This is a genomic window from Mycoplasma sp. SG1, from assembly GCF_023612375.1.
Classification (GTDB): Bacteria; Bacillota_I; Bacilli_A; order Mycoplasmatales; family SG1; genus SG1.
The window spans coordinates 138276-159668 of the sequence record NZ_CP076852.1; the positions used below are offsets into that span (position 1 = coordinate 138276).

Genomic DNA, 21393 nt, shown 5'->3' on the forward strand with positions numbered 1-21393 from the left:
TTTATTTCTTAAAATTTTGTCAGTTATTTATTAAAAAAAATAGTTTTAAATTAATTATAAAACTAAAAAATAAAAAACTATAGATTGTATTAATAAGTAATTTGGAAATTATTATTTTTTAAAAATGAAAAAATTATTCCATTTTTTTAATTTTTCTATGTTGCATAAAATAATAAAACAAACATGTTTGAACAATTGTAAATATACCAGTTAATGATCAATAAATTGTCAATGAAAATGGAACAAATACAGAAATACCTGAAAAAACAACAATTAAAACATATGTTATTGTTTGAGATGACTTATATTTATTTTTGGCTTCAGTTGATAATCTTCTTAAACTTGACTTTTTATTTGTTAATCAACTATTAATTTTGAATGAACAAAATTGAATTGGTACAACAATAACGATAATAATTAAATACATTCAGTGTCCAGAAAGAAGGGATGATAATGGCGCATTTCTCATTAAAAATGGTCCTCATGATGCATTTTTAATTATATAAACTGATGAAAAAACCCGATACATAGCATAGAAAAAAGGAAGTGTTATAAACATAGTTGAAAAAATACTTCATGGTTTTAAATTATATCTTTTATAAAGAGCAATCATTTCCATTTGTTTTTTTTGCTTACTAGCTTTGTCAGTTTTATCTTTATATTTAGCTTTTATATTTGATATTTTAATTTGAAGTTTAGACATTATCAACTGTTGTTTAAATTGAGGAACAGTGAAAATCAAGGTAAAACCTCTAACGATAACAACAATTAAAAAAATAACAAAAAAAACAGCTCATCCACTTCCTCCAATTTTTTCAAACATAACCATCGAAAATAAAGCAAATGGATAAACGAATAAAGCATAAAAAGGGCCATAATTCCATGAATCAGCTCAGTTATTAATAAAATTGTAAAAATTTTCTTTTAAATTTCCGCTTGAATCAAAAATTAAATAATGGGAATTATGATTTGTAAAACTAAACTCAAAACCAGAACCTGGATATTGACTATTAACAACTCTACTATCAACAAACTGCTGAATAAAACCATAAACAGCCATTAAAATTAAAAAAGCAAATAAAATTAATTTTAAAATTTTAATTGTTAATTTTAATGGTGGTGTTTTTTTATGTTTTGAATCTTTAGAAAGGATATTTTGAATCATTTAATATTTTATATTTATAAACTTAATTTATAAAAATTAACTACAAAAAATTTTTTGATAATAATTTTTTATTGAAAAGAATAATTTCGCTAATAACTCTTTTTTTAGTTTCTTTTAAATTTTCATTTAAAGATAACTTTCTATTTTTTAAAATGATAATATCATAATAATAAGAATTATTATAAAGGTTTAATTTTATTATATTGTTTAATAGTATATTAAACTCTTTTTTAATGATTCTTATAAATTTATTTTTTAAATAATTTTTTTTAAACTTTTTTTTTGATAAAAAAAATCCAAAGCGAAAATGATCTATTTCGTTTTTTTGAATTAAAAAAATTAATTCTTTAAAATATATTTTTTTTACCTTCTTGTTCCCTTTTATAAAAAAACTATCGATAGTTTTTTTATTTTTTAAAATATATTTTTTTTTCAATTTAAAATTATTTTAATTCTATAAAAAAAATAACCATATTTAGTTTTAAATGTGGTTATTTTTTTTATTTCTTTGTCTTTTTAAAATTAAACGACCAGATTTAGTTTTTAATCTAGAAAAAAAACCGTGTTTCTTTTTATATTTATAATTATTTTTTTGAAATGTTCTTTTCATGAAATTTAAATTTCAATATATTTTAAAGTTATTTTTTTATTTTAAAGTAAAAAAAAGAGAAAATGTTTATTTATTATAATTTAAATTAGAAATATATTGAATTTATTAAAATGTATTAAAAATGGAAAAAATAACTAATAAAAATGATAATCAAATTATTCAGCTTTGAAAAATTACATTAACTAAATTCAAGAAAAATGTAAAAAATACAACTATTAATCAATATTATTTAAATGAAATAGAATTTAAAAAAATTCAAGATAATTTAATTATTTTAATAGTAAAGGATAATTATATTAAATGAATTTTAAATAAATTTAAAAAAGAATTTGAAAATATAGTTCTTGAAGTTTTTCAAACTAATTTAGAAATTAGTTTTTTAACTCCTTTAGAATATAAATCTAAATATTTAGATAAAAATAATTTAGAAAAAGAATCTGAAAAAGATAAAAAATCTCTAAAACTTTTAGACATTGAAAATTTAAAAAAATTTATAAAAATAATTCCAGAATATAATTTCGATAATTTTTTAATGTATGAAAATAATAAAATAGCATTTAATTCAGCTTTTATAATAAGCGAAAAAAATAATCAGGATTGAAATCCTTTATATATTTTTGGAAATACAGGAGTTGGAAAAACACATCTTTTACATGCGATTGCTAATGAATTAATAAAAAAAAGAAAAAATCCTATTTTATTAAATAGTGATGTATTTCTTCTGTTATTTATTAGTAATATTACAAAAAATAATAAAAATAACTATTTTTTTGAATATTTTTTAAATTTTTTAGATGATTATGATTATTTTTTGATAGATGATATACAATTTCTTGATAATAAAGAAAAAACAATAGAATTTTTTTTCTTTATATTTAATTGATTTATTAATAAAAATAAACAAGTTGTAATCGTTTCAGATAGATTACCTAAACAATTAAAAAATATTAATAAAAGATTAATTTCTAGATTTGAAAATGGATTAATTGTTAATATTAAAAAAATAGATGAAAATTCTGCAATTAAATTATTAAAACTAAAACTAAAAGAATATAAAATTTTTAAATTAGAAGAAGAAGTTTATAAATATATTGTTGAAAATTTCAACGAAAATATAAGACAATTACTTGGATGTATTAAAAGATTAATGTTTTATTGTTTAAATGATAATAAAAATAAAGAAAATAACATTATTACTTTAAAAACAGCGAAAGAAGCATTATCTATTTTTGATAGTCAAATCTCAGAAAATAAAAAAATTGATAAAATAGTTGAATTATTTTCAACTTATTTTAAAATAGATAAAAAAATAATTTTTTCAAATTCAAAAGTTAAACAAAATGTATTAATTAGAGAAATGTTTATTTATTTTCTGAAAAATATTGAAAATATAAAAAATAAAAATATTGCGGATTTTCTAAATAAAAAAGAATCTCAAATAATATATTCTCTAAAAAATTTTAATTGTAAACTTAAGAAAAATTTACAATTTAAAAATACAATTAATGAATTAAAAGAATTGTTAAAAAAATAAAAAAATAAAACTTTATAAATATATATTTATATATATTTATACTATTTTTTCTATTATAATAATAAATATAATAAAAATAATAATAAAAATAAATATTTATAAACTAATATTTATTTTATTAATAAATAATAGATTTCTTGATTAAATCAGACTTAAATAAAAAATAGTGAAAAATACGAATTTAGAATTAAAAGAAAAATATACAGACAAAGATATAAAGATATTAGAAGGTTTAGAAGCTGTTAGAAAAAGACCTGGAATGTATATTAAAAATTTACAAACCGACGGTCTATTGCAGTTGATATGAGAAATCATAGATAATTCTATCGATGAAACCTTAGCTGGATATTGTAATGAAATAAAATTAATCATTAATGATGATTTTATAATCATTCAAGATAACGGAAGAGGTATTCCTTTAGGAATAAATGAAAAAACTCAAAAATCATCTATAGAAACTGTTTTTAATAATTTACACGCTGGTGGAAAATTTGAAAATAAAGCTTATAAAATCAGCGGTGGTCTTCATGGTGTTGGAGCATCTGTTGTTAACGGTTTATCTACATCATTCGAAGTTTGAGTACAAAGAGATGATTTGATTTATTATCAGAAATATGAAGATGGAGGGAAAAAGATTTTTCCTTTAAAAAAAATAGGTTACACAAATAAAACAGGTACTACAGTAAAATTTTTTCCAGATTATGGCTTTTTTGAACCAGGAACGAAAATTAACTATGAAATTTTAAGAGAAAGAATAAAACAAATTGCTTTTTTAAATTCTAATTTAAGAATCCTTTTTAAAGAATCGGATTCTCAAAATTGATTAGTCTACCATTATCAAGGAGGTATAAAACAATATTTAGATGAAATTTCTTCTCAAAATATCACTTTATCTTCTTGTTTAAAAACATATCACGAAAATATTAAGGATATAGATATTAGTTTTGTATTTAAATATGTTGATAACGAGGAAACAAAATATTTTATTTCATTTTGTAATAATATTTATACAAAAGATGGCGGGACTCATCAAGATGCATTTATTAATGGTTTTGTAAGAGCAATAAATTTTTATATTCGTGAAAAAAAATTAAAACCTAAAGATATTTCTTTAATAAAAGAAGATTATATTAAAGGTTTATACGTTATTTTTTCTATTAAAATTTTTAATCCTCAATACGAAGGTCAATCAAAATTAAAATTAATTAATAATGATATAAAAGAAGTTATTTCTGGATATATTTATAAAGTTATCAAACAATATTTTTGAGAAAATCCAAAAGATGCTGCTCTAATTTGTGATAAAATTATTCAAACCGCAGTTTTTCGTTATGAAATAAAAAAAACTTTAGAAATAAAAAAATCTAAATCTAAAATAATAAATTTAGATTTACCATCTAATTTAGCTGATTCAGCAACTAAAAATAAAGAATTATCAGAATTATTCTTAGTTGAGGGAGAATCAGCTGGTGGTTCTGCTAAATTAGGTAGAAATCGTGAATTTCAAGCTATTTTACCTTTGAAAGGAAAAGTTTTAAATGTTCAAAAATCTAATTTTTCTAAATCTATAAATAATATTGAAATTAAAAATTTAATTAACGTTTTAGGATGTGGTATAAAAGAAAATTTTAATATTGATGATTTAAGATATGGAAAAATAATTATTATGACTGATGCTGATGTTGATGGATCTCATATTAAAACATTAATTTTAACTTTCTTTTTTAATTTTTTATATAAATTAATCGAATCAAGAAAAATATATATTGCTTTCCCACCATTATTTAAAGTATCTTTAAATAAGAAAAATTTTTATTTTTATAGTGATGAAGAATTACAAGATTTTAAAGATCAAAATAAAAATAAAAATTTAATTATTCAACGTTATAAAGGTTTAGGAGAAATGAATCCAGAACAATTATGAGAAACAACTATGAATCCCGAAAAAAGAAAATTAATTAATATTTATATTCATGATTTTAGTCAAGCAAGCATTATTTTTAATGATTTAATGGGAATAAATGTCGAAGAAAGAAAAAAAATTATTTTTTCTAATTTTAAAATAAATAATTAAATAAAAATCTAAATATGGATAAAGATAATAATTTCCTTGATTTAAACGATGAATTAAATGAATTAATCATAAATAAACCTGTTTCTTCTGAAATTGTAGATTCATTTTTAAGATATGCTTATGATGTTATATCAAATCGAGCTATTCCTGATATTTTTGATGGTTTAAAACCAGTTCATAGACGTATTCTTTTCGGGATGAAAAATTTAGGTTTATGAGAAAATAAAGGATTTAAAAAATCAGCAAGAGTTGTTGGTGAAGTTATTGGTAAATATCATCCACACGGTGATATAGCTATTTATGATTCGATAGTTAAAATGGCTCAAATCTTTCATAGTAATGAAAGATTAATAATTGGACATGGTAATTTTGGTTCTATAGATGGTGATTCAGCTGCTGCTATGCGTTATACTGAGGTTAAATTGTCAAGTTTAAGTTCAGAAATACTAAAATATTTAGATTTTTCATCAGTTCCATTTGTTGAAAATTATGATGGTTCAGAAACTGAACCTGTATACTTACCTGCTCTTTTTCCGAATTTATTATTAAATGGATCAACAGGAATAGCTGTTGGGATGACAACGCATATTTCACCGCATAATTTAGGCGAATTAATTGATGGTTTAACTTTTTATGTTAAAAATAAAAGTTGTGAAATTAATGACCTTTTAAATTTTGTAAAAGGTCCCGATTACCCTACTGCTGGTTCTATTCATGGAACAGATAAGTTAGCTGAATTGTATAAAACTGGTCATGGTGAAGTCGTTGTTAGAGGAAAAATAGTTCAGGAAAATATAAAAGATAATCAAAAACTTTTAGTTATTACTGAAATTCCTTATCAAGTTAATAAATTAAAACTGATAGAAAAAATAATTTTTTTAATTAAGGAAAAAATTATTTTTAATGTTGTTAATTTAAAAGATGAAAGTAACTATAAAGGGATAAGAATAGTTTTATTTTTAGAAAAAAATATTACTGAAGAAAATATTAGAATTATTATTAATAAACTTTATAGATTATCACCTCTTGAAACCAAAATCCATAATATTTTTAATTGTTTATATAATGGAAAGTTTTTAAATTTTAATTTAAAAACTTATTTTGAAATATTTTGAAATTTTCGTAAGGATCTTGAAATTAAAAAATCCAATTTTCTTTTAAAAAAAGATCAAGAAAAACTAGAAATAGTTCAGGGATTAAAAATTTGTTTAGATAATATAGATATAGTTATAAATATTTTAAAAAGTTCACCAGATATAAAAACAGCTGAAGAATTATTAATTAAAACTTTATCTTTAACAAAAATTCAAGCAAATGCAGTATTAGAAATGAAATTACAAAAAATTATAAAACTTGAAAAAGAAAAAATTGAAATTACTTTTCAAGAATTAACTAATAATATTAATTTTTTGACTTCTCTACTTCAAAATGATGATAAGATGGAAAATTACATTTTAGATGATATCAATAGAATTAAAGATAAATATTCTAAACCAAGAAAAACAATCATTCATGATAAATATATTCGTTTTAAAGATGAAGATTTAATCAGGGATGAAAATATTTTAATTACTATTTCTAAAAATAATTACATAAAAAAAATGATTATTGATGACTTTAAAAGTCATCATCGTGGTAATTTAGGAGTTAAATCAGGAAATATTGTTAGTTCAGATATCATAAAACGTTTATATACATTCAATTCTAGAGATAAATTATTTATTTTTTCAAACTATGGAAGAGTATATTTAATAAATGTTTATGATATTAGAACATTTTCAAAACAAGCAAGAGGATTGCCCTTTCAAAATTTGATAGATTCATTCAGTAAAGATGAAATAATTAGTTCAATTCAAAAATATGATCAATCATATGAATATTTAGTAATTATTACTAAGCAAGGTAAATTTAAAAAAACTAAATGGAATCATTATCAACAAATTAGAAAAAATGGTAAATATGCTATTAAATTAAGAAAATCTGATGCAATTATTGATGTATTTAGTGTTAATAACGATTCAAATATTTTAATTGCATCAGATTCAGGACGAATTTGTCGTTTTAATATAAATAGTATAAGAGCTCTTGGAAGAAGTTCTATCGGTGTACAAGGAATCAAATTAGAAAAAAATGGATATGTAGTTTCAGCTTTAAAAGATGATTCTAATAATAAAATCATTTTAATTTATGAAAATGGTTATGGTAAAGTTACATATTTTAATAACTTTAGATTAACTAATAGAAACAGTAAAGGAGTAAAAACTATATCTTCAAAAGCTGAAAAAGTGGGTAAATTAATAGGAATAAATGTAGTAGATGATAAAAATGATTTGTTTTTAGTAACGAATGATGGAAAAATAATTCGTATGCCTCTTGATGAAATTAGAGAGTTAAAAAATAAAATGTCAATAGGATTAATGTTAACTAAATTAAAACCAAATCAAGTTATAACAGACTTTTTTATAATTTAAAATGATAAATATAAAAGAACTTAAAAATAATTTTAATAACTATTCTAAATTATTAAAATACAAGAATGTTGATTTAAAAATTTTAGAAGAATTGATTATTTTATATGATAAATTAACAAATTATTCTATTAAAATAGAAAATAATCAACAAATAATTAATAAATTTTCAAAAATTAAGTTAGATAAAACAAAAATAGAAGAATTAAAAAAAATAAAACAAATCATAAAAAATTTAAAAAATGATTTAGAAAATTTAAAAATTATATATCAACAAAAAATAAGTTTTATACCAAATGTTCCACGTGGAACAATACCCGTTGGAAATGATGAAAAAGATAACAAAGTTATAAAAGTTGTAAATTTAAAAAACGCTATTATTAATAAAAAAGTTATAAGTCATGAAATAATTGGAGAAAAAAAAGATTTATTTTCTAGAGAATTAGGAAATAAAATCACAGGTTCAAAATTTGTTTTATATAAAGGTAAAGGTCTTTTATTAAAAAGAGCTATTGAAAACTTTTTATTTGATTTACATACAAAAAATAATTACATTCCTTTTCATTTACCGGTTATTATTAATAAAAAAACTTTATTTAATTCTGGTCAACTACCAAAATTTAAAGAAGATTTATATAAATTAGACGAAAACAATTTTTATCTTTCTCCAACCGCTGAAGTTCAATTATTAAATATTTTTAGTAATCAAGTAATAGATGTTACCAATCCAGTAAAATATTGTGCTTTAAGTGAGTGTTTTCGTTTAGAAGCAGGAGCTGCTGGTAAAATTAATCATGGATTATTGAGACTTCATCAGTTTAGTAAACTTGAATTATTTTGATTTACAAACCAAGATAAAGAAAATGAATACTTTAATTTTTTAATAAATGATGTAACAAATATTTTAGAACTCTTAAAAATACCTTATAGAATTATAGAATTGTGTGGAGGAGATTTAGGATTTTCTTCAGCTAAAACTTATGATATAGAAGGTTGATTACCTTCACAAAAAAGATATTTAGAGTTATCATCTATATCGCTTTGTACAGATTTTCAATCTAGAAGAGCAAAAATAAGAGATATAAATAAAAACCTTGTTTATACATATAATGCATCAGGAATAGCTATTGATCGTTTGATGGCTATTATCATAGAAAATTATCAAGATGAAAATAACAACATTATGATTCCAGAAATTTTAAAAAAATATTTAGATTTTACTATAATATAGCAGGCATCACAATAAATTGGTTCAAACCAGATCAGGATTTAACTATAGCAGTCTTAAGAACAAATCTTTTATGTGTGGTGTTTTTTTATTATTAATATTTAAAAACATTTTTAAATCAATATTTTATGATATTTTCTTTTAATAAATTTAATTTAAAAAAACATATAAATTTAATTATTAATGATTTTTCGTTTAAAAATAATATTACTGATCCCCAAAATATTGATAAAATCAAAAACATTAACCATTTAATTAATAATTATTTTTACGATAATATTTTAATTAATTTAAATATTAATAATAATAACCATTTTAAATGTTTAACAATATTTAATTTTATTTCTTCTGATATTTTATATTTTAAATTTTTTTCTGAATATTTATTTTTGTTTGTTTTTAATGAAAATATTAAAAATATAATTATGACTTTTAAAAATAATGAAGAAATTCAGAAATTTTTTTCTATTGTTTTAAATAATTTTTATAAAAATAACAAAATAATACTTTATACGGAATCTGATAAAAAGAATATAAAAAATTTTTTAACCTTAAAAAAAATTTTTAATGTTAAAGATTTAAGTAATCAAAATAAAAAGTTTAACGATTTAAAAAAAATATTTAATAATAAGTAAATATTTAATAAATAAATATTTTTAAAATTATAAAATTTAGTTATGTTAATTATATTTGAAGGTGTAGATGGTTCTGGTAAAACTTTTACAATAAGACAAATTCAAAAAAAAGTATCTCAAAAAGCAAATAATAATTTTATCTTTTTGAAAGAACCGATGTTGTTAGAAGAAGATGGGATAAATATTACTGATTTTTTATTAAATTATAATTTAGATTCCTTATCTGAATTTTACTTTTTTATGGGTATAAGAGTATTAGGTTATTATAAAAATTTGTTACCAGCGTTAGCTAAAAATAAGATAGTTATATTTGACCGTTATTTTTATTCCACTTTAGTTTATCAATCCATTAATACAGATAAAAAAGAAAATTTATCAATAAATTTTTTAAATAATATAATAATTAATACGATTGAAAAATTACATGTAAGTAAAGAAACAAAAAATAAAATTTTAAACCCCGACATTATTTTTATTTTTATAGCTAGTTATGAATCAGGTATTTTTAGAAAAAGAATTCAAAACGAAGTAAATAAATTTGAAAAAAGAGGGTTTGAGTATTACGAACAAATTAATCAAAATTATATAAATCTTTTTAATAAGTTAAAAGAAAAAAATCAGTCAAAAGTTTACTTAATAAACAGCAATCAAAATATTGAAAATATAATAGATTATTGTTATGATGTAATCATTAAACATACTTCTTCAAAGTGCGGTGCTAAAAAATAAAAAAAATATATTTATATCAACTCCAATTTATTATATAAACTCTAATCTTCACTTAGGGCACTGCTATACAACAGTTTTAGCAGATATTTATAATAGATTTCAAAAAAAAATATTACAAAATAATACTTTTTTTGTTACAGGTTGTGATGTTCACGGCGAAAAAGTATTTAATTCCGCGAAAGAAGCATTAAAAAAAGAAAATATCAGCACAGACGATTTATTAAGTTTAATAAACGAAAAACAACAACATATAAATGAACTTTGATCATTGTTGGATATTAAAACAGATTATTTTATTTCAACTCATGATGAAAATCATATTAAAAATGTACAAAAAATTTTTTCATTTTTTTACGATAACCAAAATATTTATTTAGGAAAATATAAAGGTTATTATTCTGAAGTTAATGAGTGTTATTATTCATATAAAGAAATTAAAGAAAAAAAAATAGACATTCATAGTTTAAAAAAAATTGAAGAGCAAAATTATTTTTTAAATTTAAATAAAATTAAAAACAAATTAGAAGATGTTTTAAAAAAAGATATTCTTATTCCAGAATATAGAAGAACAGATGTTTTAAATTATTTTTTTAAAAAAAATAATTTATTAGATTTATCTATAACAAGGTCTAAATCCAATGTTCACTGAGGAATAACAAATCCTATTGATAACAAATCTATAATTTATGTTTGATTTGATGCATTAATAAATTATTTAACAGCATTAAATTACGGAGAAAAAAATAACGAATTATTTAAAAAGTTTTGATCTGTTAATTCTTTTAAAGTTCAATTTATTGGCAAGGAAATTATAAGATTTCATTCAATATACTGACCTGCAATTTTATTTTCATTAAATTTACCGATACCCGATAAATTAGTATCACACGGTTGATTAATTTATAAAGATGAAAAAATGTCTAAATCTAAAAAAAATATTGTCGATCCATTTCTTTTTTTAAAAACTTATGATTTTGAATATCTCCGTTATTTTTTTATGTATAACGGAGACTTAAGAAAAGATTTTAATTTTTCTGAAGAAGAATTCAAAGTGATTATAAATTCTACATTAATAGATAATTTTGGTAATTTTATTAACAGAGTTTTACATTTAATTAATAAAAATTTTAATGGATATATTTCGTTTGAAGAAATTACAAATAAACAACACTATCAACAAATTATTAATGATTATCTAAAATATTTAAATGGATTTGAGTTTAGCAAAGGATTAAATTATTTATTAAATATCATAAGAGAACAAAATAAACATTTAAACGAAACCGGACCTTGAAAACAGATTAATATAAAAAATAATAGAGAATATCTTAATTATTTTAAAAATTATTTTATAATTATAAACATAATTTTTTTCCTTCTTTCTCCGGTGTTTACGAAAAGTTATAAGCTTTTTTTAAATCATTTTACAGTTAACTCAAAAAAAGCAAAAACAATACTAGAAGGAAATTTAAAAGAGCCAACTCTTGATATGTTTTCTAACCTATCATACTTTCAAAACAAAATTTTTAAAATTAAATTACCAATAAAAATTATTTTTAAGAAAATTGACAAATAATAATCAAAAAATCAACAACGCAAACATAGATGTAATAGTTATAGGCGCTGGACATGCAGGAGTAGAAGCAGCGAACATAGCCACTAAATTTAATAAATCAGTGTACTTATTTACTTTTTCATTATCAACTGTTGCTACAACTCCTTGTAATCCATCCATTGGGGGTTCTGCGAAAGGAATAGTTGTAAAGGAGATAGATGCACTTGGTGGGTTAATGGGCGAAGCTGCCGACAATAATATTCTCCAAACCAAAATTTTAAATAAAGAAAAAGGTGTATCAATACAATCTTTAAGATTTCAAATAGACAAAGATACTTATTCTAAGTATGTTTTAAATAGAATTTTAAATAATCCAAAAATAAAAATTATTCAAGATGAAGTTACAGAATTTTTAATCAAAAATAACAAGATTTATGGTATAAAGACAAAAACACAAGGAGATTTTTTTTCTAAAACCGTAATTTTAACTACAGGAACATATTTAAAATCAATAATATTTCAGGGTGATTTACAAATTAAAGAAGGCCCAAATAAACAAAAAAGAAGTGTTACTTTAAGTGACCAGTTAAAAAAATATAATTTTAATTTAAAAAGATTCAAAACAGGAACTCCCGCTAGAATTTTAAAAAATAGTATTAATTTTTCTGAGTTAGAAGAGTCCCCGCCAGATTATGATTCTACATATTTTTCGATACAAAACTGAGGAAATTTTTTGCCTAAAGTTCAAGAAATGTGTTGAATAACATATACAAATGAAAAAACACATAAGATAATTAAAGACAACATACATTTAAGTCCTATGTATATAGATAGAACTAAAGGTATTGGTCCACGTTATTGTCCAAGTATTGAGGACAAAGTTATGCAGTTTCAAAATAAATTAAGACATCAGATATTTTTAGAACCAGAAAGAAAAATAAATACAGATATTTATCTTCAAGGAATGTCAACATGCCTACCACCAGATGTTCAAGAACAATTTTTAAAAACTATAAAAGGTTTAGAACATTGTAAAATTGCAAAATATGGATATGCTATTGAATATGATGTTATAGACCCAATTCAGTTAAATCCTTCACTTGAAACCAAAGCGATAGAAAACCTTTTTACAGCAGGTCAAATAAACGGAACATCAGGTTACGAAGAAGCCGCATGTCAAGGACTAATAGCAGGAATTAATGCGGCTTTAAAAGCAGATCAACAACCTCCATTTATTTTAAATCGTTCTGATGCATATATTGGTGTACTTATTGATGATATTGTAACCAAAGGAGTAGATGAACCTTATAGATTGTTAACATCAAGAGCAGAACATCGTTTGTTGTTAAGAACCAATAATGCAGACATTCGTTTATTAAAATATGCATCTAAATACAATCTTCTTACAGATTATCAATTTCAAAATGTTAATGAAAAAATTAAGGAAATTGATGAAATTATTAATTTTTTAAAATCAACAAAAATCAAAGATAAAATAGAAGATATTAAAGAAATTTTTCAAGTAAATACTAAAAATATATTTCAATATACATGCTATGATTTATTAAAAAACCCTTCAGTAAACTTAAAAGATTTATTAAAAATATTTCAATTTAATAAGACATTTCATTCTGAAAGTTTAAAAGAAACTGAAATAAATGTTAAATTAGAAGGTTATATAAAAAGACAAAATCAAGAAATTAAAAATATTGAAAAATTTAAAAATATATTATTTCCGAAAGATTTTGATTTTTTTTCAGTTCCAAATATTTCAAACGAAGCTAAGGAAAAATTAAATAGAATTAGACCTATTTCTCTTGATCAAGCATCAAGAATAAGTGGAATTAATTTAAATGATATCTTAATTTTAAAAATTTATATTCAAAAAATTAACGATAAAATTAACAATTAAATATATAAAAAATATTTATAAAATTACAAGAAACAATACATAAATAATTATATGATTCTAATATTTGATTTTGGAAGTCAATACACATTATTAATAAAAAAAATATTAGATAATTTTAATATTCATTCAGCAGTTTATCATCATAATGAATTAAAAAATTTATTCAATAATTTTAAACATGCTTCCGTTTCAGGAGTTATTTTTTCTGGAGGTCCAAAAAACATTAAACCAGAAGAACATCTAGCAGAATTTAATTTATTAGAACAAGCACCTTTTCCTATTTTAGGAATTTGTTTTGGATTTCAATTAATAGTCAGTTATTTAGGTGGAGAAATAACAAAACATAAAACATCAGAGTTTGGCAAAACCATCGTTAAACAAACAGAAAATAAATCTAAACTTTTTGAAAAAATTGACAAAAAAACTTATCAAACATGAATGTCTCATTCAAACGGGATAATAATACCAAGAGAAATACTCAAAAAAATAAATGTAACAAGTTATTCTGAAAATAATTTTATTGCTTCATTTGAATTAAAGAAAAAACCTATTTTCGCTTTACAGTATCACCCAGAGGTAGATCATACTGAATATGGAAAACAAATATTAGAAAATTTTATTTTTAATATTTGTAATGAAAAGAGAATATTCAAAAATTCTATAGAAGCAATATTAGAAAAGAAAACAATAGAAGTAAAAAACAAACTAGGAGAAAACAAAGTATCATTAGCATTATCAGGAGGAACTGATTCTACGATTTTAGCTGTATTTTTAAATTCTATTTTAAAAAATGGACAATTAATTTGTCTTTTTATTGATAACGGATTACTTAGAAAAGATGAAGTAAAAGAAGTAAAAACTTTATTTAAAGAATACAAATTGCCAGTAGAATATTTTAATTACAGAAGTTTATTTTTTAAAAACCTTAAAAATATTAAAAAACCAGAAGTAAAAAGAAAAATAATAGGAAAAACCTTTATTAAAATTTTTGAAAAAATTTTAAAAAATAAAAATATTAAATATTTAGCACAGGGAACTATACACTCAGATGTTGTAGAATCTTCTTTAACAGAAACAAAAGCTCAAAAAGTTATTAAATCCCATCATAATGTTGGTGGTTTACCAAAAAACATGAAATTGAAATTAGTTGAACCATTTTCTGATTTATTAAAAGATTCTGTAAGAGAATTAGGAAAAACAATTGGTTTAAGAAGTTCTTTTTTAAAAAAACATCCATTTCCAGGACCAGGCTTAGGAGTAAGAATTATTGGAGAAGTTACACCATCAAAAGTAGCGATTCTACAAAAAGCAGATCATATTTTAATAAATATCTTACGTGAGAAAAATATTTATTATTATGTTTCACAAGCATTTACAGTATTGTTATCAGATAAAACAACTGGTGTTAAAGGGGATAATCGATCATATGGCTTTGTTATTGCAATCCGTTTAGTAACAACCAAAAATTTTATGACAGCAAGTATTTATCACTTAGATTATTCAATATTAGAAACTATATCATCAGATATTACAAATAAGATTCCACAAGTTGTTAGAGTGGTTTATGATATAACATCAAAACCACCTGGCACTATAGAGTGGGAGTAAAATTTTTAAATTTAGTTTATTGTATCGTTTTGTTGAGAACTTTCAACAATATCTAAGTCATGGACATTTCCCTCAGCAATACCTTGATTTGTTATTTCTAAAAATTCTGCCGTTGTTTGTAGGGATGGAATATTTTCACATCCACAATACCCCATACCGCTTTTTAAACCACCAACAAGTTGATAAATAACTTTTGATACAGGTCCTTTATATGGAATAAATCCCTTAACGCCTTCTGCAATAAATTTTTTACTTTTGCTTTGAAAATATCTATCAGCACCGCCTTCTTTCATTCCCTGAATACTACCCATACCATAATAACTTTTATATTTTTGTCCTTGATAAAAAGTAATTTCTCCTGGAGCTTCATCTGTTCCAGCTAATAAATTGCCAAGCATAACAGAACTTGCACCACAACCAATCGCTTTAGTTATATCTCCGCTTGTTCTTATTCCGCCATCAGCAATAACAGGGATATTATGTTTTTTACAAACTTCAGCAACATCCATAATAGCAGTAGCCTGAGGGACACCAATTCCAGCTATGACTCTAGTTGTACAAATACTACCAGGACCCATACCAACTTTAATGGCATCAACATTTAGTTTTATTAAATCTATAGCTGCTTCTTTTGTTGCAACATTCCCAACAATTAAATTAATTTTAGGAAATTTTATTTTAATTTTTTTTGTCAATTCTAAAACATTGCTGGAATGGGCATGAGCTGAATCTAGCACAATTACATCTGCACCAAATTTTATTAATTCTTTAATTCTATCTATTGTATCTTCTGATACACTTACAGCAGCCCCAACTCTTAATCTTCCTTCGTTATCCAAAGTAGCATTTGGATATTCTATTTTTTTTTCAATATCTTTAATAGTTATTAATCCAGCTAAATTAAAATTACTATCAACTAATATTAATTTTTCTATTCGATTTTTATGAAGAATTTTTTTTGCTTCTTCTAATGATGTTTTAGGATTAGCAGTGATTAAATTATTTTTAGTACAAACATCTTTAACTAGTAAATTTGTATTTTTATCTAAAAATCTAATATCTCGATTGGTAATAATTCCAATTAACTTTTTATCATTTTCACTTTTAACAACAGGCAAACCACTAATTTTATATTTTTGCATTGTTTGAATAACTTCTAAAACAGGAACAGATTCAAAAGTGTACAATGGATTTTTAATCATCCCGCTTTCATATTTTTTTACAAGATCTACTTCGTAGGCTTGTTCTTTAATTGATAAATTTTTATGAATAATACCAATTCCACCATATTTAGCCATTTCTATAGCCATTTCATGTGTTGTAATTGTACTCATCGCTGCAGAAATTATAGGAATATTTAAAATAATATTTTTCGTTAACTTTGTCTCTGTTAAAATATTATTTATATAGTAATTAGATTTTTTTGGAACTAACAATAAATCATTAAATGTTAGACCTTTTTTAATATTTTTCATGTAATTAAAATTAATTTTTATTTTTTATTAATTATTTTATAAAAAAAATTATAAATTTATAAAAAAGCAATATAAAAATTTTAATAAATTTAATATCCTATTTAGCAAAAATATAAAATATAAATCATATTAATAAATATATTTTTATATTTTATTTATAAATTCGTTAATTTAATTAAAATTATCATACATAAATACTAAAATTATGTTTTTATTCTTATTAGAATTTAAGTTTATTTTTTTAAGCATTATGTATTTGTTTTTTAAGAAAAGTTTTATAATTAATATAGGCAAATTTTAAACAAACAAAATCATTAATATAATGAAGATCAGATTGATATATTATTAATTTATATATCATCTAATATCTCGTGAGGTTATAACATGAAAAAATGAAAATGTACTATTTGTGGTGCGGTTTTTGATTCAACTGAAAAAGATTTAGATAGATGCCCAGTTTGTGGTGCACCTAAAGATAAAATCATTGAATTTGCAGCAGAAGCTCCCACTTCTTCAGGACCATATGGTAAAGTAGCTCCTACCAAAGGACCTTTAAAATGGCTTGCTGAGCATTACATTGGTATCGCAAAAGATGCTCCAGAAGAAATTAAGGAAAAACTAAGAGGATGTTTTAAAGCTGAAACTTCAGAAGTTGGAATGTATTTAGCTATGTCAAGACAAGCTTTCCGCGAAGGATATCCAGAAATCGGAAGAGTTTGAGAACAAATCGCTTTTGAAGAAGCTGAACATGCATCTAAATTCTGTGAAGCTATTGGAGAAGACGTTGCGCCATCAACTCAAGAAAATCTAATAAAAATGATTTATGGAGAAAATGGAGCTAACCATATTCGTTATGAAATAGCCCATTGAGCTAAAGTTGATAACCGTAATGACGCTCTTCATGATTTAGTACATGAAATAGCACGTGACGAAGCTCGCCATGGAAAAGCACAAATAGGTCTTTTAAAAAGATACTTCAATAAAACTATAAAATAAGACATTTATTATTTTTTAGTTTTTATAAAAGATATGCAAAAAGAACCAGTATGGTTCTTTTTTTTTATTAAAAATTTATTTTATACAAACTAAAAAATTCTAATTTTTTAGATTATATAGATTCTAACCTTATAATATTTTTGTGAAAAAAGCTAAAATCATTGCAATTACGAACCAAAAAGGTGGAGTTGGTAAAACAACAACCAGTATTAATTTAGCCGCTGGTCTTGCAACTTTCAAAAAAAAAGTCTTACTTATTGATTTCGATCCGCAAGGAAATTCAACAATTGGACTTGGAATCATGCGTTCAAATTTAAAATCATGTATCTTTGATTTTATGATTAGTCAAGATAATTTCCAAAATATCGTTACTTCCATAACTTTTAAAGATTGTAAGTTTGATCTTCTACCAGCAACAATTAATCTTGCTGGGATTGAAATTTATTTAAGTGAAGAAAAAATAAATACTAATTTAGTTTTAAAACAAAAAATAAATAAAATTATTCCACTTTATGACTATATCATCATTGATTGTCCACCAAGTTTAGGAATTTTGAATCAAAATGCATTAAGCGCAGCCGATTCTGTATTAATTCCAATTCAAACAGAATTCTATTCACTCGATGGATTAACACAGTTATTGTACACAATTACGATAATTAAAAAATTATACAATCCTAAACTTCATATCGAAGGGATTTTGTTAACTATGTATGATAATAGAAATAAACTTTGTTTAGAAATTGAAGAAGATGTCAGAAAACACTTCAAAGAAAAAGTATACTTAACGTTAATTAATCGTAATATTAAAATTCCAGAATCACAATCTTTAGGATTACCAATTTTTCATTATGATAAAAACTGTAAAGCTTCAGAACTTTACAAAAATTTTACATTAGAGGTATTGAAATTTAATGAAAAAAGAGATAAATAAATCATCAACCCGTATTATCAGAAAAGTAAAACCAAAAAAATTGGTAAGAGGACTTGACACTTTATTTGGAACAGATTTATCCAAAGCAATAGAAAAAATTCAAACTTCTCATAGTAAAAATGAGATTCAACAAATAAAAATTGATGATATTTTGCCTAATCCGCATCAGCCTAGAAAACATTTTAGTCAAGAAAAATTAGAAGAGTTATCTGACAGTATCACTAAAAATGGACTTTTTACTCCTATTATTTTAAGAAAAAGTAAACTAGATTATTATTATTTGGTTGCAGGAGAAAGAAGATTAAGATCTGCAAAGATGGCAGGGTTAACCCACATTTCTTCAATTATTCTAAATATTAGTGATGATAAAATGCAAGAGATTTCTTTATTAGAAAATATTCAAAGAGAAAATTTATCAATTGTTGAAGAAGCTATGGCATTAAAAAGATATCAATTAAAACATAAATTATCTCAAGAAGAATTAGCTAAAAGATTTGCCAAATCAAGAAGTTATGTAGCAAACGTTTTAAGATTAACCAATTTACAACCAGAAATTCAACAAGTTCTTATTGATCAAAAACTTACATTTGGACACATTAAACCATTAATGGGCTTAAAAGATAAAGATCAAATGTTAAAAATAATTAATAAAGCCGTTGAAAAAAACTTAAATGTTAGACAGGTTGAAGATATTGTTAAAGGTTATAGTTTAAAAAAATATCATAGTGGCCCAAACAAAATTTTAAATGATAGTCAGGTAAAATATCATTTAAATAAATTGAGAAAAAAACTACTTACAAAAATTAAAATCAATAAAAAAAATCATCTTTTAATCAAATTTAAAGATAAAGAAGATTTTGAAAGAATCATTTTTTTACTATTAAAATAAAATAGTAAAAAAATAATAAGAAATATTAAAATTTAAAGTATGAAAATCGGAATAGTTGGTTATCCTAACGTTGGTAAAAGTTCATTATTTAAAACTTTAACAAAACAAGAAGTTTTAATTGCTGATAGACCATTTGCTACTATTAATCCTAATATAGGGCAAATTGTTGCAAAAGATCAACGATTAGAAAAACTTCAAAAAATTTATAAATCAAAAAAAATAGTTTATCCAGTTATCCAACTTATAGATATTGCTGGAATTGTAAAAGATGCTCATAAAGGAAAGGGGCTAGGGAACAAGTTTCTTTCAAGTACAAGGGAAACAAATTTAATTTTGGTTGTTATTAGGCACTTTAATGATCCAAAAACAAAAAACAATGAGTTAACAGATATCGCTTTAATTGATCAATTAAAAACTATTTATCTTGAACTTTTATATGCAGATTATGAAATAGTTAATAAAGTTTTACCTAAACTAAACAGTCAACACAAAAAATACCCAGATGATATTTTTATCAAAAGAAAAATAAAAATTTTAAATAAATTTTTAAAAATTGTTCAAAAGGAAGAATTTTTTATTGATAAAAATTTTACAGATGATGAAATAGAAAGTATAAAAGAATACAATTTTTTTTGATATAAACCTCTTTATGTTTTAGTTAACACAGATTCATTAAACAACGACAGCAACAACAAGGAATTTGATGAACTTAGAAATTTTTTAAATAACAACTCAATTAATTGAGTTGTTATTAACATTAAGTTTGAAGATGAATTGATTATGTATAACGCAAACGAACTTAAAGAAATCGAAGAGTGGACAAAAGATTATGGTAAACAATTAGATTATCTAATTTTTAATATTTTAAAAATATCTAGTTCTGATATTTTTTTTACTTGCGGCGAACAAGAGGTTAGAGGGTGAATTTTTAAAAAAAACAGTAACGCTAAAGAGGCCGCTGGATCAGTTCACACAGATATAGAAAAAAATTTTAATATTTTAGAAAAAATTAATTATCAAGAATTAATTTCTGAATCTGAAAAAACAGATAAAATTGATTTTAGAAAACTAACAAAATTTGAAAGCAAAAACTACATCGTAAAAGACGGAGATATTTGCCATTTTCGTTTTAATAAACCTAGTTAAAATTAAAAAAATTAAAGAGTAATTTTTTTATTCTCATCAGTAGTTTTTACATCTTTTTGAGCAACAGAATTTGTATTTAAATTAGGGTTATTATTTAAGCTTTGGTTTTGATTTCAATTAGGGTTATTATTTAAGTTTTGGTTTGGATTTAGATTATTATTTCTTAGTTGATCTAATTGCATTTGAAAAACCATAGCCTTCTTTTTTGCATGATGATTATAAAGAAGACAACCACCAATAAGAAGACCTAACAGAAATGATCCAAGAAAACATAAAACTAATCCTAAAGCATTACCTTTATAGCACAATCAACCACCAGTTCATGTTAGACCAACTGCTAAAACAACTCCTAAAATAATAAGAAGTACAATAATTAACAACGGAGACATATATATTTATTCAATCTTTTTAGTTTATATTTATTTTATTTAATAT

Annotated in this window: 18 protein-coding genes; 13 read left to right on the forward strand and 5 right to left on the reverse strand. The window is 22.4% G+C overall.

Going from position 1 to position 21393, the window contains the following annotated elements; translation table 4 throughout:
• Positions 1-133: 133 nt before the first annotated feature.
• From yidC to rpmH, 3 genes are read right to left on the reverse strand one after another with little or no spacing between them, the layout of a single operon-like run.
• Positions 134-1165, reverse strand: a complete 1032-nt coding sequence (yidC, locus tag JRW51_RS00655) for a membrane protein insertase YidC (RefSeq protein WP_250328763.1) — start codon at positions 1163-1165, stop codon at positions 134-136.
• 40 nt (positions 1166-1205) lie between these two features.
• The gene (locus JRW51_RS02785; protein WP_416234512.1) at positions 1206-1601 is read right to left on the reverse strand and encodes a ribonuclease P protein component; all 396 of its coding nucleotides are present in this window, start codon (positions 1599-1601) and stop codon (positions 1206-1208) included.
• 45 nt (positions 1602-1646) lie between these two features.
• Positions 1647-1775 carry a 50S ribosomal protein L34 gene (gene rpmH / locus JRW51_RS00660; protein WP_250328764.1) on the reverse strand — a complete coding sequence of 43 codons (129 nt, stop codon included), beginning with the start codon at positions 1773-1775 and terminating at the stop codon, positions 1647-1649.
• A 121-nt stretch (positions 1776-1896) separates the two neighbouring features.
• On the opposite strand from rpmH, the gene JRW51_RS00665 reads away from it, so the two are divergent.
• The 9 genes from JRW51_RS00665 (at position 1897) to guaA (ending at position 15518) form a co-directional block, all read left to right on the forward strand.
• Entirely contained in the window at positions 1897-3309 is a 1413-nt protein-coding gene (locus JRW51_RS00665; protein WP_250328765.1) for a DnaA ATPase domain-containing protein, read from the forward strand.
• Positions 3310-3475: 166 nt separating this feature from the next.
• A complete protein-coding gene (locus JRW51_RS00670; RefSeq protein WP_250328766.1) occupies positions 3476-5383 on the forward strand; it encodes a DNA gyrase/topoisomerase IV subunit B in 1908 nt (635 codons plus the stop codon).
• Positions 5384-5397: 14 nt separating this feature from the next.
• Positions 5398-7854, forward strand: a complete 2457-nt coding sequence (locus JRW51_RS00675; RefSeq protein WP_250328767.1) for a DNA gyrase subunit A — start codon at positions 5398-5400, stop codon at positions 7852-7854.
• Between the two features lies 1 nt (position 7855).
• Complete coding sequence (gene serS / locus JRW51_RS00680) at positions 7856-9082, forward strand: serine--tRNA ligase (protein WP_250328768.1); 1227 nt, start codon at positions 7856-7858, stop codon at positions 9080-9082.
• 125 nt (positions 9083-9207) lie between these two features.
• The gene (locus JRW51_RS00685) at positions 9208-9714 is read left to right on the forward strand and encodes a hypothetical protein (protein WP_250328769.1); all 507 of its coding nucleotides are present in this window, start codon (positions 9208-9210) and stop codon (positions 9712-9714) included.
• Positions 9715-9756: 42 nt separating this feature from the next.
• Positions 9757-10443 (forward strand): dTMP kinase, encoded by a 687-nt coding sequence (locus tag JRW51_RS00690; protein WP_250328770.1) that lies wholly within the window; start codon positions 9757-9759, stop codon positions 10441-10443.
• Positions 10430-12019, forward strand: coding sequence for a methionine--tRNA ligase (gene metG, locus JRW51_RS00695; RefSeq protein WP_250328771.1), 1590 nt, complete (start codon positions 10430-10432; stop codon positions 12017-12019). The genes JRW51_RS00690 and metG overlap by 14 nt, the downstream gene beginning before the upstream one ends.
• Positions 12009-13910, forward strand: a complete 1902-nt coding sequence (gene mnmG, locus JRW51_RS00700) for a tRNA uridine-5-carboxymethylaminomethyl(34) synthesis enzyme MnmG (protein WP_250328772.1) — start codon at positions 12009-12011, stop codon at positions 13908-13910. Before metG ends, mnmG begins: the two co-directional genes overlap by 11 nt.
• A 51-nt stretch (positions 13911-13961) precedes the next feature.
• Positions 13962-15518, forward strand: coding sequence for a glutamine-hydrolyzing GMP synthase (guaA, locus tag JRW51_RS00705; RefSeq protein WP_250328773.1), 1557 nt, complete (start codon positions 13962-13964; stop codon positions 15516-15518).
• Positions 15519-15529: 11 nt separating this feature from the next.
• On the opposite strand, the gene guaB is transcribed toward guaA, so the two are convergent.
• On the reverse strand, positions 15530-16993 hold the full coding sequence (gene guaB / locus JRW51_RS00710) for an IMP dehydrogenase (protein WP_250328774.1): 1464 nt from the start codon (positions 16991-16993) through the stop codon (positions 15530-15532).
• 384 nt (positions 16994-17377) lie between these two features.
• Here guaB and JRW51_RS00715 point away from each other — a divergent pair, with 384 nt between their 5' ends.
• From JRW51_RS00715 to JRW51_RS00730, 4 genes are all read left to right on the forward strand, one after another.
• A complete protein-coding gene (locus JRW51_RS00715; protein WP_250328775.1) occupies positions 17378-17989 on the forward strand; it encodes a ferritin family protein in 612 nt (203 codons plus the stop codon).
• 142 nt (positions 17990-18131) lie between these two features.
• Positions 18132-18923, forward strand: a complete 792-nt coding sequence (locus tag JRW51_RS00720) for a ParA family protein (protein WP_250328776.1) — start codon at positions 18132-18134, stop codon at positions 18921-18923.
• Complete coding sequence (locus JRW51_RS00725) at positions 18904-19812, forward strand: ParB/RepB/Spo0J family partition protein (protein WP_250328777.1); 909 nt, start codon at positions 18904-18906, stop codon at positions 19810-19812. The genes JRW51_RS00720 and JRW51_RS00725 overlap by 20 nt, the downstream gene beginning before the upstream one ends.
• A 39-nt stretch (positions 19813-19851) precedes the next feature.
• Positions 19852-20958, forward strand: a complete 1107-nt coding sequence (locus JRW51_RS00730; protein ID WP_250328778.1) for a DUF933 domain-containing protein — start codon at positions 19852-19854, stop codon at positions 20956-20958.
• A gap of 11 nt (positions 20959-20969) precedes the next feature.
• Here the strand turns inward: JRW51_RS00730 and JRW51_RS00735 are convergent, their stop codons facing one another.
• On the reverse strand, positions 20970-21347 hold the full coding sequence (locus JRW51_RS00735) for a hypothetical protein (protein WP_250328779.1): 378 nt from the start codon (positions 21345-21347) through the stop codon (positions 20970-20972).
• Between the last annotated feature and the right edge of the window lie 46 nt (positions 21348-21393).